Below are 12,312 nucleotides of genomic sequence, written 5' to 3'. Positions count from 1 at the left end.
TATGGGAGAATTTTCCAATAAAGTGAGTGAGATTAACAAGGGAATATATTTTTCCCATATTTAAACTGTGATCGGGATAAATAAATATAACGGGAAAAAGTTTTTCTCTGAACAGACTCCAGCAAGGTAAATAAGAGTTAATATTATTGTTAATGAAGTGTTTTAACGACACATTTTAAGCTGTTATTAAAACAAGCCTGTTAATGGTTTTTTTGATTCCGGGGTGATGATGAGCTCCGGCTGCCAGGGAGATTTAAGCAGCGAAGCGGCGGGGGTGGAATACCAGGCTTCGAGGTCGTCCGGTGAAATAAGCAGGGGTTTACGGGAATGATATGGTGCGTAATCAGGATCGGACTCCACCGTCAGGGTTACCAGGTTTTGATCAATCTGAATACCGGCCATCAGTAGCGGGGTTTCAGATGTTATCAGGTACTTGGTTTTGAGGCCGTTATTGTCGGTCACCCACTCGTACCAGCCTGAGCAGGGAACCAGTACCCGGTGAGAAGAAAATGCCTGACGGAAAGTGGCCTTGGACGACACGGTTTCGGCCCGGGCATTGATGATCAGCTTTTTCGCCCAGGGCGGATGTATTCCCCATAACAGGTTGACCCATCCGGGCTGTTTGAAGCGGTAGGTGAGTGAGGAAACCGGCTCACAAGGGAACACTTCCCCCCTTTTTGCCACGGGCAGGGTTACACCCAGTAAGTCTGACAAAAACTGGTTTACCGGATCCTGAATGATATTGAGTCGTCCGCACATAATTTCCTCCGCTTATTAAACAGTGTAGCCGCTTGTCATTCAGGCCTGACAAAAAAATGTCCGTTCTGAACAGAAAATAAAAAGCAGTTAGCAAATGGCGTGCAAACGTCTCCTCTTGTGAGTGCTGAGTCTGTTGTGCAAACGTTTGACATAAAATTGACTTTGGCCTGCAGAATGTTGTGGTGTAATCCGGCTTCGATCTAACTTATTGACATAATGCACATTTATGCTTGCATGAGAAGGCCATTTCCGTTGAATGGGTAACGCCTTTTGACACTGGATTTATGTGGGTATGTCGGACACTACAGGTACAAGGCCCGATAATGATGAAAATCTACTTAGCTGGTCCGGAAGTCTTTCTGGAAAACGCGTTTGAAATGGGGGAGATGAAACGCAAGCTGTGTGAACTGTACGGATTTGAAGGATTGTTCCCTCTGGACAATCACGTTTGCTTTGATGGCAAAACGCCACAGCAGTGTGGTATGGAAATCGCCTTTGGTAATGAGAAGCTGATTGAAAAGGCTGATGTGGTCATTGCCAATATGACGCCTTTCCGGAGTGCCAGCTGTGATGTGGGTACAGCGTATGAGATGGGACTGGCTCGCGGAATGGGCAAGCCGGTTTTCGCTTATACCAATGACAATCGTCTGTTTTTGCAGCGCAGTCTGGCCACTCTTGAGGGGAGCAGCAATGATGGTAAACAGCATTATAAAGACAACAATGGAATGACGATTGAGAACTTTGGTTTGGTGGATAACCTGATGCTGGATCATGCGGTCGAAGAGGGGATTGTCATCCATAACCTGGTTGAAGAAGATGCGCTATACAGTGAACTGCTTGGCTTTGAGCAGTGCCTGAAACAGATCCGTGACCATCTGAACGAACAAGCGGCCTGATGAACCATTGAGCGGCATTGTGGGCTCCACTCATGCCGCTGTTTTTCTTTTGTTTCTTTTGTTTCTTTTGTATCTTTTGTTTGTTCTTTGTTCTTTGTTCTTTGTTCTTTGTTCTTTGTTCTTTGTTCTTTGTTCTTTGTTCTTTGTTCTCTGTTCTCTGTTCTCTGTTCTCTGTTCTCTGTTCTCTTATCTCTTTTCCAGAATCTCCTATCAGACACTCTGCTTGTTCTATAACCATTTTCGGTATAAACAGCGTGCGCAAGATCCTGTAATTTAATTACTATGCACACGGTTCCGTATGTTGCCGGTGATCAGTGAAATATATCGCACATTTAATCATGAGTTACAACTAATGCTGGTTTTCGTTTTTTTGGTGGTTTTTCTGTTGTGTTTTTGTATGTGGTCGGCGTGCCGATAGTGATTTTGATCACGTTAATGATTCGCAAAAGAAATTTTGTTTCAGAAAAATTTGCTGTGGCTGCTAATCTCCCTGTCGCTTTGAATGATGTCGAAGTATACAAAATAAGGAGTGTTCATGAAGAATACCAAGCCAATGTCGCTGACCGGACGCGTGATTCTGGGTATGGTTGCCGGCATATTGACGGGGTTTGCAATCCGCGCCCTGTTTGCTGAAAACGGATTTGTTGATGCCTATATCGTCAACGGTTTACTGGATGTCGGAGGCAAGATTTTTATTGCCAGCCTGAAGATGCTGGTGGTTCCTCTGGTATTTGTTTCTCTGGTGTGTGGCACCAGCTCTCTTAAAGACATTACAACCCTTGGCCGCCTGGGTGGCAAAACTCTTGCCTTTTATCTGGTGACCACAGCCGTAGCTATCACCCTTGCACTGACAATGGGTAACCTGTTCCAGCCAGGCGCTGGTGCTGACCTGACTGCAGCGAGCAGCTTCAAATCTGCTGAAGCGCCGTCTCTGGGTGAAGTGATCATCGGTATGTTCCCGACTAACCCAATCAGCGCGATGGCAGAAGGTAAAACCCTGCAGGTGATCGTATTCGCGGTGCTGTTTGGTATTGCTATTAGTGCGGCGGGTAAGCCAGGCGAGCGTATTGCGGCGATTTTTGAAGACCTGAATGAAGTGATCATGAAGCTGGTTGCGCTTCTGATGAACCTTGCACCATACGGTGTGTTCTGTCTGATGGCTAAGCTGTTTACCGGCCTGGGTCTGGATGCGATCATTAACCTGGCGGAATACTTCCTGGTGCTGGCGGCAACGTTGATTATTCACGGTCTGGTGACTTACAGTTTAATGCTGAAGACGTTTACCGGTCTGAGCCCGCTGGTGTTCCTGCGTAAGATGGAAGATGCTGTTATGTTCGCATTTTCTACTGCATCTTCTAACGCGACTATTCCGGTTACCCTTGAAACTGTGAAGAACCGTCTTGGCGTGAAGAACCGCGTAGCGTCGTTTACGGTTCCACTGGGTGCGACCATTAACATGGACGGCACTGCGATCATGCAGGGTGTGGCAACGGCGTTTATTGCTCAGGCTTATAACATCGATCTGACCATGGGTGACTACCTGACGGTGATCTTCACCGCGACACTGGCGTCTATCGGTACTGCAGGTGTTCCTGGTGTAGGCCTGGTTATGCTGGCGATGGTTCTGAACCAGGTGGGTCTGCCACTTGAGGGTATCGCTCTGATTATGGGTGTTGACCGTCTGCTGGATATGATCCGTACTGCAGTTAACATCACCGGTGACAGTGCAGTGAGTGTGATTGTCGCGAAATCTGAAGGTGATCTGGACGAATCCCGCTTTGCTGACCCGAAAGCAGGCGAGAAGGAAGAAGAAGTCCATCTTTCTTACAGCCATCAGAACTAAACAGCGTTAACAGATAATCTGTTCCGTTCAGCAAAATAAAGACACCCGCCAAAACCGGCGGGTGTTTTTATATATGTAAGTTACAGTCCGATATAGTGGGTCAGTTCGTCCCGGCCGGGCAGGGCGGTCATTGCCCCTTTTTGGGTTGTCGCCAGTGCGCCGCAACCATTAGCCCAGCGAACCGCCTCATGGATTTCCTCTTTGCTGGTCCAGTTTTCACTCTGTGCCAGACGGGTCAGAAGACCGCCAACAAAGGCATCGCCCGCACCAGTGGTATCCACCGGCTTCACTGCTATTCCGGATACAAGCTTCTGACCTTCATCTGTAATCACCAGCGCGCCTTTGGCCCCCTGCGTGATCAGTATCAGCTGATTATCGAATTCAGACAGGGCTGCGATGCCCTGTTCAAGGCTTTGGGCTTCGGTCAGGAACATCAGTTCATCGTCTGAGAACTTGACTACGTCGGCAAGGGCAACTGCCTGGCGCACGACCGGGATAATCTCCTCCGGATTGGCCCAAACTTCGTCTCGCAGGTTAGGGTCAAAGCTTACCTGACCGCCCGCCTGTCTGATGCGTTTCATCGCTTCCAGTGTTGAAGAGCGGCTCGGCTCGTTTGCCAGTGCAATAGAGCAGACGTGCAGCCATTCACCTGCTTTAAACTCAGGAATGTCGCTGACCTGCATAAACTGGTCGGCACTTGGCTTTACCATAAAGGTGAAGCTGCGTTCGCCATTGTCATCCAGGTCGACGATGACGGTTGAGGTGCGCTGATCCTCATCAAGCAGCATCGCGGTAGTATCCACATTTTCGCTGCCAAGGGTCCGCTTCATAAAACGCCCCAAAGGATCGTGGCCCACACGGCCAAAAAAACCGCTCTCCCCACCGAGACGGGCGATGGAAACGGCTACGTTTGCCGGCGCGCCGCCCGGGCATTTCAGGTAGGTTGAATCTGTATCAGGGATCAGGTCAACAACCGCGTCTCCGGTTACCCAAACTTTGCTCATGTGAAAAACCTCTCGTATTTAATCCTGATCGCAGTTTACTAAACCGGTTTAGCAAAGCAATCGCATTCAAGTTAGAGTATGATGCAAAGCTGCAAAATTGTGATCCTGAGCAGGATCCAGGTACATCAGGGATCAGAGTCCGATAAGTGAAGAAACTAAAACTCGCTGATATCGCTGCGCTGGCAGAGGTATCCAAATCAACCGTCAGTTTTGTGCTAAACGGCCATGCCGAAAAGCACCGAATTCCACAGTCAACCGTCGAAAAAGTGATGGCTGTGGTAAATGAGCATAATTACGCACCGAGCTCTGTTGCCCGGGCACTTAAGTCCAAACGAACCGCTACTTTTGGTCTGGTTATTCCGGATTTGACCAATATGGGTTTTGCCACAATTGCCCGTAAGCTGGAGAAACTCTGTGTGCAACAGGGCTACCAGCTTTTGATTGCGTCCACCGAAGATGACCAGGGTATTGAAGAAAAAGCAGTTAAGAATCTGCTTGACCGTCAGGTAGATGGCCTGATGGCAGCAAGCTGCCATACCAGTGCTGAGTTTTATCGCTCGCTTAATATCTCTGTTCCTGTTGTTTTTTTTGACCGTGAGTTTGACTACCCTGAAGCAAGCTTTGTGGTGTCGGATGCTGAGCAGTCGGTATGCTGTTTGTTAACCGGGCTGATGAGTGGCACGAAAGAGTGCGTTTTTATTGGGGGTCAGAATGCGCTGTCCCCGAGTCGGGAGCGCCTTGCCGGTTACAGCAGGGCATTGTCTGAGCTTGGCCTCTCTGTGGACCCTGAGTGGGTGTTGCAGCGGGATTATCAGCCAGAATCCGGATACCAGATGATGGAGCTGTGTGTTAACCGGCTTGGCCGCGCTCCCGAATGCCTGTTTACCGCATCTTACTCGCTGCTGGAGGGGGTATTGAAGTATCTGGCCCAGAATCCGGAACTGGATGTAAGTAAAACACGTATCGCAACGTTTGATAATTATTCGATTCTGGACTGTCTGCCGTACAAAATTGACTCAATTGAGCAGGATTGTGAGCAGATCGCCCAATTGGTATTTGATTGTCTGAGCGGGAAGTTGTCTAATTCAGATACGCAGCAACGCCACCGGGTACCCGCAAGGTTACATATACGGCGGGCAAGTGCTGCGGATCCGGGCTGATAACAGCAGGTTTTCGGAACGTTTGCAGCTATCCGCAAACTCTTTTTCAGCCCGGATAAACGAAAGGCGCCCAATGGGCGCCTTTCATCTTTATGTCAGTTGTGCTGAGTTACTTCTTACGGCAGAACTCGCAGCGCAGCCACATGGACTGGCCTTCAACTTTACCTGAGAACAGTTCAACGTCGTCTTTGCTCAGGCTGATCCCGCGAACCATAGTGCCCTGCTTAACCACCATGCTTGAGCCTTTTACCGGCAGATCTTTGATGATGGTTACGTTGTCGCCAGCCTGAAGTTCAGCGCCGTTGCAGTCAACGTGTTTTGCACCGTCTTCATCCATGCCGGTCTCGGCCCATTTCATGGTCTCTTCTTCCAGGTACATCATATCCAGAAGATCCTGAGCCCAGGTTTCGCCTTTCTTAGTCAGGCGGGTCAGTTGACGCCATGCTGTAACCTGTACCGGCTGAACCTGGCTCCACATGCTGTCGTTCAGGCAGCGCCAGTGGTTCACGTCCATCTTGTCCGGGTTTTCAACCTGATCCTGGCAGGTGTCACACAGCATGATTGCGTGGTCAACCGTCACCTGAGAGTGAGGTGCAACAGCATAAGGTTTAAGTGGAGATTCAGCGCCACAAAGTTCACATTTAGAACCGCAGCGTTCAAGCATAGTAGCTTCTACAGACATAGATAAAGTCACCTGTACGTGTATGAATGGCGTGTATTATCCACTTTATTGCACGGAATAAAAGGGCTGGCGGTTATTTTGGCGTGGAATAATAGATTCCATGTTATGGATGGGTGTACGGTATATGCTGGGTTGCTGGATTGCTGGGGAGAGGAGGCCGGAGCCTCCTGGTTGTCAGGAGACCACAACCGCAGTGCCGCTGGCACTGACCATCAGCATGCCGTTGTTCTGTCCGAGCACTTCGTAATCGATATCTACGCCAACTACGGCATTGGCACCCAGTTCCAGTGCTTTTTGCTCGAGCTCCCTGAGTGCGATTTCGCGGGCTTTTTGCAGTTCTGCTTCGTAGGTTGCCGAGCGGCCTCCGACCAGGTCGCGTATTCCGGCAAACATATCTTTAAACAGGTTTGCGCCGAGTATGGCTTCGCCTGCGATGACGCCTTTGTACTGAGTGATTCGCTTACCGTCGACGCTTTGTGTGGTAGTGACTATCATAGCTGCTCCTGCTTTGATTGTTGGTGATTATCAGAATCAGACTGATGGGGATTAAATTCGTTCCGCAGCCAGGTTCGTAATGTGAGAACAGCTTCTGATTTGAGTGCCCTTGGCGGGCAGGCAAAATAGAAACTGTGTAAAGGGTTGAGAACCGGTTTACCGAGCTCCAGCAGCAGGCCACTGCTGATGTCATCCCGGACAAACTGGCGGTGGGTCACCAAAATGCCCAGTTTACGGATAGCTGCGTGGACTCCCTGAACGGAGGTGCTGAAACTCAGACTCTTTTGCTGTCTTGGGATGGGCTGGTTCTGGGCGCTACACCAGATTTCCCAGTCGTTTTTTCGCCTGTCGTTACTGACATAGATAGCCGGGAAACGGCGCAGAATATCGGTCAGACCTATTCGCCGGTCTACAAGGTCGGGGCTGGCAACCAGTACGACTTCGTCATCACTGAGTTTCTCGCAGTAGTAGTCCTGCCAGTCATCCGGGTGGCCGTGAATAATCGCAGCATCCACGCCCTGCATCTCCATATCGAAACTGCCTACCAGGTTTGATACGCGCACATCCACATCGGGTGCCATGGCCTGAAACTCATTCATTCTCGGGATCCACCAGTGCATGGCCAGCGATGTGATCATATTGAGAGTCAGGCGGTTGCTGGTGTGCTGTTTACGTATCGCTGCTGTGGCGTCGGAAATCTGCTCCAGAGCTGGGGCAATCTTACGGTAATAGACCTGACCTTTTGCAGACAGGCTGACTTTTCGTCCGTTTCTGATCAGCAGAGGCTGACCGAGATACTGCTCCAGGTTTTTGATTGCCTGGCTGATGGCAGAGTGGCTGACATTAAGCCACTTTGCGGCTTCAGTCATGCTGCCGGATTCAGCAACGGCCACAAAAGCATACAGAGATTTGAGTGGTATATTCATGTGTAAGTATTTTTAACAAGACAGGTTAAATATAGTCGATTTTAATTTAGCGGAATGCGATCCAGAATAGAAAACAACAACAGGAGCGCAGTATGTCCAAAAGTTTTTCCGCCACGCTGTTTATGCTGGCGTCCACTCTCAGTCTTTCCCTTACCGGCGTGTTCGCTAAGTTCATCAGCACAGAAATCAGTACCCAACTGCACGCTTTTGCGCGATTTTTTATTCCTGCACTGTTGCTTGTCCTGCCCATGATTGCCGGTAAGATCCGGCTTCCTGAGAAGGCGCTCTGGCGCAGTTTTCTTGTCCGGGGTGTGTGCCTGGCGGGAAGCCAGATCTGTTTTATACACGCGATTTCCGTGCTGTCACTGGTGGAGACCGTTGTGCTTTTTGGTACCGGACCATTGTTTATTCCGCTGTTAGAAAAACTGTTGTTTCAGGTTCGGATAAAAGCTGTCACGATGGTGTGTCTCTGCCTGACCTTTGCTGGTGTGCTGATGCTGGCCGGTAATCCGGGGTCAATTACCCTAAAACCAGAAGTGGCGTTTGGCCTGGCGGCCGGGCTGTTCAATGCTGGGTCGCAGCTGAGTCTCTATCGCGCCAGCCAGTACAAAGTCAGCGCCGTCAGCGTTAATTTCTGGTGCTTTCTGGTAGCTGCGATGCTGCTGTTTCCTGTGTTGATGCTATATGGGATGCCTGCGACTGATATTGCCGTGTTTACGCCGGCCTCAGAGAGCAGCTGGGTAATCTGGGGATTGTTTGCAATGAGCCTGCTTATCATTAATACCCAGATGTTTCGCTCCAAAGCCTACCGACTGGCGGAAAGCGGCTCTTCACTGGCCCCCCTGATTTATACCAATCTGGTGTTCAGCTTGTTGTGGCAGTGGCTGCTGTTTGATGAACTGCTGAGCCCGGACAAGTATTTCGGACTGGGGCTGATTGTGGCAGCAAGCGTGATTAATACCTTTTATCCCCGGATTAAAGTCTGGTTTAGCGGAAGCTATAACAATCATTCATCTGCCACACAGTAATGCTATAATGCGCAACCAGATGAAGCAGACAGCATGAGAACAAGGCAGAGATTATGAAGTTGTTGGTCGATACCCATACCCATACATACGCGAGCGGTCACGCTTACAGCACCCTGATTGAAAACGCCAGGGCGGCTGCAGAGAACGGGCTGAAGATGTTTTGTACCACCGACCATACCGAATCCATGCCTGGCGCTCCTCACTACTGGTTTTTCAGTAACCAGCGCGTGCTGCCACGTTTTCTTGAAGGGGTGGCGGTGATCCGTGGGGCAGAGACCAATATCCTGAATGTTGAAGGAGAGATTGACCTTCACCCCTCGGTAGACCGCAACCTGGACTGGGTTATTGCCAGCTTCCATGAGCCGGTTTTTCATCCGGCAAACAGGGAAACGCATACTGAAGCCCTGATCAACGTTATCCGCTCCGGGCGCGTTGACGCGCTTGGCCACCTGGGTAACCCTAACTTCGATTTTGATTTTGACGCCGTAGTGGCAGAGGCAAAAGCGCACAACGTGGCGGTTGAAATCAACAATACCTCACTGACCGGCACCAGCCGTGTTGGCAGTATCAGCCGCTGTGAGCAGATTGCCCTGGCCGCCAAAAAGCACGGCGCATACATTACTACCGGCTCAGATGCGCATTTCTGTCAGGATATCGGCAAACTGCCACTGGTATCCGATATGCTGGATAAAATCGCCATGCCGCCGGAGCAGGTGATCACCCACACGCCGCGTCAGTTCCTGGATTTTTTGGAGCGCCGCAGAAGGGAAGCGATAGCGGAGTACGCAGAACTTTAATTCAGAATGAAGCCAGCAAATTAGCTGGCTTTTTTATACTTCATACAGCTCAAGTGGCAATTGATCCGGGTCTTTGAAGAAGGTGAATGCTTTGCCCGTCAGTTCATCAACCCGTATTGGCTCTACTGCGATCCCTTTGCTTTCCAGTTCGTGCTTACAGGCCTGAACGTCATCGACCGCAAAAGCCAGGTGACGAAGCCCCTGAGCTTCCGGACTGTTTGGTCTTGGAGGCGGGGAGGGAAATGAAAACAGCTCAATCTGGCTGCCATCGGGCAGGGCGAGGTCGAGCTTGTATGAGTTTCTCTCGCTGCGGAAGGTTTCAGCCACAATGGCAAGGCCAAGGATCTCAGTATAGAAACGTTTTGAACGCTGATAGTCAGAGGCGATGATGGCAACGTGGTGGACTCTCTTAAGCATGGTGACTCCCATTGGTTGAGTACTGCAGATTGTACTCAACCTGGCTGATGTCGGGTAAATTAAAATTTGATCAAGATCACAATATAATTCCATGATAAATGCAGGGGCAATTGTTGGTATTTGTTATTTATCAGCCTGTTACTATAAAAAAGCTGGTTGCTAATAGGAATTATTCAAAAAAATACCAGACTGATAATTTTGTTTTTGTTAGTATAAGTTTGCTCCCGATCTAATCTGATTGGGAGTTTTTTTTATGTCTGACAATAACAACAAACAACGCCGTAAATTCGGTCTTCTGGTTTCGGTCACCTTTTCGCTGGTGATGAACCTCGTCTTTCTTACCGCATATAACCAGCCTTTCAACCTGCTTAACTGGATGATGCAGTTGCCCCTGACCATTCCGGCGGGAGCGATTGTCGGCATCTCTGTTTCACTTCTGCTTGCACGCTATGCCCCCGGGCTTGCAAAACCACTTAAAGACTTTGCGTTCTGTGTACTGATGTCTGTTGTGATGAGCATTATCATGGTGCCGTTTGCCCTGATCCCTCGGGTGGGCTTCGATATAGTGATCCTGCTTAAAGCAATGTTGGCGGGTGTGCCGGTTGGGATTGTCGTCGCTTATCTTGTGGTGCCGTTTAGTCATTGGGTGGTGTTTAAGAGCTACAGCATGCCGGACTTTGCGCCGGTACAAAGGAGGGGCACATGTGGGTAACAATTGGACACTCGAATCACTCGTTTGACCACTTTTTCTCGCTGATAAGTGGCACACAAACCAGCAAAGTGCTGATAGATATTCGCAGCTTTCCCGGCAGCCGGATGTTTCCGCAGTTTAACCGCAGCCGCCTGTGTCATAACCTCGAATCCCTTGGTTGGGAGTATCACTATCTTGGTCATCTGCTGGGACCAAGAAACCACGATGAAAAGGCTCCGCTGCACCGGGGAGAGGTGAAGTATGAGGAAGTGCTGAAGCGGGAGCGATACCAGCAGGGAATCGAAGAGCTTAAACGGCTTTCACCGGGTGGCATTCTTATGTCATCGAAAGCGGATCCATTGAGTTGTCATCGCTTTATTGTACTCAGTCGCCTGCTGAGAATGCATCAGCTCGAAGTGAGCCATCATGATGGCAGGCAGGCCGGAAGCACCTGTGAGTTTGAAAAAGCGATGATTCAGCGCTGCCTTAACCGGGTGAAAAGAAGGACACTTTCGCCCCCGCCGGAGATGGCATTGCCGGAAGAGATTCTCGACTGGGCTTACCATTGCACGGCAGATAAAGTCGCGCGGGAGGGGCTGAAAAGTTACGCTAAAATGCGTCAGCGGCAACGCTGAGTTTATCGCTGAAATAGTCAATAAATGCCCGTAGCCGTGCGGGCATATAGTTGGTCTGGGCATACTGCATCGCAACCGCACCATAGTAGTTGCTTTTGATCGTCCAGTCTCCAAGCACCTGCCTGACTTCCCCGTGCTGCAGGGCATCTTTGACCACAAAGTCATGGAAGATGCCGATCCCCAGTCCCTGTTTGACACCGTGAAGACGCATCTGAGACTGGTTTACTGCGTATCGTCCGCTCACTTTTACCGTTAGAAACTCATCACCTTTCATAAAGTTCCAGACATTATCCCTGGTGGTCTCGCCGAGGTAGAGGCACTGGTGACTGCCAAGCTCGGTTGGATGAACAGGTGTCCCGTTTTTGTTCAGGTAATCCGGCGAAGCGCAGAGTACCAGATTGGTTTTGCTGATCTCCTTCATCACCAGGTTTTCATCGGGCTTATCGGTCAGTTTGAACGCAATATCGATGTTCTGGCGAAACAGGTCAATATCGCCATCAACCGCTCGTAATTTAAGGCGGATATCCGGGTAGCGGGTCAGAAAAGGCACTACATGGGGCTGCAGTACGGAATGAAGGAATGCTTCCGGTGCCGCGACGGTCAGGGAGCCGGAGGGGGATTCGTGGTCCATGGTGGAAACATCAATGGCCTGCTGGGCAGCGTTAACCATGACAAGGCTCTGGTCGTAAATCTTCTGGCCGGTATGAGTGATTTGCAGCGTCCGGGTAGTGCGCTCAAACAATTTGACTGACAGCGCCTGCTCAAGACGGGTGATGAGTTTACTCAGCGCTGAAGGTGTAACGCCCAGTTTTTTTGCCGCAGCGGTAAAACTGCCCTCATTCACGACTATGATAAAAGACGCCAGATCAGGCAGAAGGGTGATCAGCTTGGTATTGATCATGGAATACGACCCGCAGTGAGACAATGAGTCAACATCATAACTCAAATTTGTGAACTGGATGCGCCTTTTTGCTTTATT

General features: G+C 49.9%; 14 protein-coding genes. 7 read left to right on the top strand and 7 right to left on the bottom strand.

The window, feature by feature from the left end; genetic code table 11:
- Positions 1-186: 186 nt before the first annotated feature.
- Positions 187-759: an SOS response-associated peptidase gene (locus ACVB80_RS01305; protein ID WP_481079448.1), complete on the bottom strand. Its 573-nt coding sequence runs from the start codon at positions 757-759 to the stop codon at positions 187-189.
- Between the two features lie 323 nt (positions 760-1,082).
- Between ACVB80_RS01305 and ACVB80_RS01300 the strand changes: the two genes are divergently transcribed.
- Together ACVB80_RS01300 and ACVB80_RS01295 are read left to right on the top strand one after the other, a co-directional pair.
- Positions 1,083-1,655: a nucleoside 2-deoxyribosyltransferase gene (locus ACVB80_RS01300; protein ID WP_481079447.1), complete on the top strand. Its 573-nt coding sequence runs from the start codon at positions 1,083-1,085 to the stop codon at positions 1,653-1,655.
- A 535-nt stretch (positions 1,656-2,190) separates the two neighbouring features.
- Positions 2,191-3,498: a dicarboxylate/amino acid:cation symporter gene (locus ACVB80_RS01295; protein ID WP_481079446.1), complete on the top strand. Its 1,308-nt coding sequence runs from the start codon at positions 2,191-2,193 to the stop codon at positions 3,496-3,498.
- Between the two features lie 80 nt (positions 3,499-3,578).
- On the opposite strand, the gene ACVB80_RS01290 is transcribed toward ACVB80_RS01295, so the two are convergent.
- Positions 3,579-4,502 (bottom strand): aminoimidazole riboside kinase, encoded by a 924-nt coding sequence (locus ACVB80_RS01290; RefSeq protein ID WP_481079445.1) that lies wholly within the window; start codon positions 4,500-4,502, stop codon positions 3,579-3,581.
- A 146-nt stretch (positions 4,503-4,648) separates the two neighbouring features.
- On the opposite strand from ACVB80_RS01290, the gene ACVB80_RS01285 reads away from it, so the two are divergent.
- Entirely contained in the window at positions 4,649-5,662 is a 1,014-nt protein-coding gene (locus tag ACVB80_RS01285; RefSeq protein ID WP_481079444.1) for a LacI family DNA-binding transcriptional regulator, read from the top strand.
- Positions 5,663-5,771: 109 nt separating this feature from the next.
- Here the strand turns inward: ACVB80_RS01285 and ACVB80_RS01280 are convergent, their stop codons facing one another.
- From ACVB80_RS01280 to ACVB80_RS01270, 3 genes are all read right to left on the bottom strand, one after another.
- Positions 5,772-6,344 carry a PhnA domain-containing protein gene (locus ACVB80_RS01280; RefSeq protein WP_481079443.1) on the bottom strand — a complete coding sequence of 191 codons (573 nt, stop codon included), beginning with the start codon at positions 6,342-6,344 and terminating at the stop codon, positions 5,772-5,774.
- A gap of 174 nt (positions 6,345-6,518) precedes the next feature.
- Positions 6,519-6,839 carry a heavy metal-binding domain-containing protein gene (locus ACVB80_RS01275; protein WP_481079442.1) on the bottom strand — a complete coding sequence of 107 codons (321 nt, stop codon included), beginning with the start codon at positions 6,837-6,839 and terminating at the stop codon, positions 6,519-6,521.
- Complete coding sequence (locus ACVB80_RS01270) at positions 6,836-7,765, bottom strand: LysR substrate-binding domain-containing protein (protein WP_481079441.1); 930 nt, start codon at positions 7,763-7,765, stop codon at positions 6,836-6,838. Before ACVB80_RS01270 ends, ACVB80_RS01275 begins: the two co-directional genes overlap by 4 nt.
- Positions 7,766-7,857: 92 nt before the next feature.
- Between ACVB80_RS01270 and ACVB80_RS01265 the strand changes: the two genes are divergently transcribed.
- Together ACVB80_RS01265 and ACVB80_RS01260 are read left to right on the top strand one after the other, a co-directional pair.
- Positions 7,858-8,793 carry a DMT family transporter gene (locus ACVB80_RS01265; RefSeq protein WP_481079440.1) on the top strand — a complete coding sequence of 312 codons (936 nt, stop codon included), beginning with the start codon at positions 7,858-7,860 and terminating at the stop codon, positions 8,791-8,793.
- A gap of 53 nt (positions 8,794-8,846) precedes the next feature.
- On the top strand, positions 8,847-9,590 hold the full coding sequence (locus ACVB80_RS01260; RefSeq protein ID WP_481079439.1) for a PHP domain-containing protein: 744 nt from the start codon (positions 8,847-8,849) through the stop codon (positions 9,588-9,590).
- 33 nt (positions 9,591-9,623) lie between these two features.
- Here the strand turns inward: ACVB80_RS01260 and gloA2 are convergent, their stop codons facing one another.
- The gene (gene gloA2, locus ACVB80_RS01255; RefSeq protein ID WP_481079438.1) at positions 9,624-10,007 is read right to left on the bottom strand and encodes an SMU1112c/YaeR family gloxylase I-like metalloprotein; all 384 of its coding nucleotides are present in this window, start codon (positions 10,005-10,007) and stop codon (positions 9,624-9,626) included.
- 253 nt (positions 10,008-10,260) lie between these two features.
- Between gloA2 and ACVB80_RS01250 the strand changes: the two genes are divergently transcribed.
- Positions 10,261-10,719 (top strand): hypothetical protein, encoded by a 459-nt coding sequence (locus ACVB80_RS01250; RefSeq protein ID WP_481079437.1) that lies wholly within the window; start codon positions 10,261-10,263, stop codon positions 10,717-10,719.
- Positions 10,710-11,333: a DUF488 domain-containing protein gene (locus ACVB80_RS01245; protein WP_481079436.1), complete on the top strand. Its 624-nt coding sequence runs from the start codon at positions 10,710-10,712 to the stop codon at positions 11,331-11,333. Before ACVB80_RS01250 ends, ACVB80_RS01245 begins: the two co-directional genes overlap by 10 nt.
- Here the strand turns inward: ACVB80_RS01245 and ACVB80_RS01240 are convergent.
- Positions 11,308-12,234: a LysR substrate-binding domain-containing protein gene (locus ACVB80_RS01240; protein ID WP_481079435.1), complete on the bottom strand. Its 927-nt coding sequence runs from the start codon at positions 12,232-12,234 to the stop codon at positions 11,308-11,310. The two genes, ACVB80_RS01245 and ACVB80_RS01240, sit on opposite strands and share 26 nt — an antisense overlap.
- Between the last annotated feature and the right edge of the window lie 78 nt (positions 12,235-12,312).

The sequence above is a fragment of the Vibrio sp. 9-16B-A1 genome, assembly GCF_056726165.1.
This window is presented reverse-complemented; position numbering and strand designations above follow the sequence as displayed.

What these genes read in the sequence shown, in the direction of transcription:
- ACVB80_RS01270 (WP_481079441.1), bottom strand. Translation starts at nt 7,765, where the DNA reads ATGAATATACCACTCAAATCTCTGTATGCTTTTGTGGCCGTTGCTGAA.
- ACVB80_RS01295 (WP_481079446.1), top strand. Translation starts at nt 2,191, where the DNA reads ATGAAGAATACCAAGCCAATGTCGCTGACCGGACGCGTGATTCTGGGT.
- gloA2 (WP_481079438.1), bottom strand. Translation starts at nt 10,007, where the DNA reads ATGCTTAAGAGAGTCCACCACGTTGCCATCATCGCCTCTGACTATCAG.
- ACVB80_RS01260 (WP_481079439.1), top strand. Translation starts at nt 8,847, where the DNA reads ATGAAGTTGTTGGTCGATACCCATACCCATACATACGCGAGCGGTCAC.
- ACVB80_RS01305 (WP_481079448.1), bottom strand. Translation starts at nt 759, where the DNA reads ATGTGCGGACGACTCAATATCATTCAGGATCCGGTAAACCAGTTTTTG.
- ACVB80_RS01250 (WP_481079437.1), top strand. Translation starts at nt 10,261, where the DNA reads ATGTCTGACAATAACAACAAACAACGCCGTAAATTCGGTCTTCTGGTT.
- ACVB80_RS01290 (WP_481079445.1), bottom strand. Translation starts at nt 4,502, where the DNA reads ATGAGCAAAGTTTGGGTAACCGGAGACGCGGTTGTTGACCTGATCCCT.
- ACVB80_RS01275 (WP_481079442.1), bottom strand. Translation starts at nt 6,839, where the DNA reads ATGATAGTCACTACCACACAAAGCGTCGACGGTAAGCGAATCACTCAG.
- ACVB80_RS01300 (WP_481079447.1), top strand. Translation starts at nt 1,083, where the DNA reads ATGATGAAAATCTACTTAGCTGGTCCGGAAGTCTTTCTGGAAAACGCG.
- ACVB80_RS01245 (WP_481079436.1), top strand. Translation starts at nt 10,710, where the DNA reads ATGTGGGTAACAATTGGACACTCGAATCACTCGTTTGACCACTTTTTC.
- ACVB80_RS01240 (WP_481079435.1), bottom strand. Translation starts at nt 12,234, where the DNA reads ATGATCAATACCAAGCTGATCACCCTTCTGCCTGATCTGGCGTCTTTT.
- ACVB80_RS01280 (WP_481079443.1), bottom strand. Translation starts at nt 6,344, where the DNA reads ATGTCTGTAGAAGCTACTATGCTTGAACGCTGCGGTTCTAAATGTGAA.
- ACVB80_RS01265 (WP_481079440.1), top strand. Translation starts at nt 7,858, where the DNA reads ATGTCCAAAAGTTTTTCCGCCACGCTGTTTATGCTGGCGTCCACTCTC.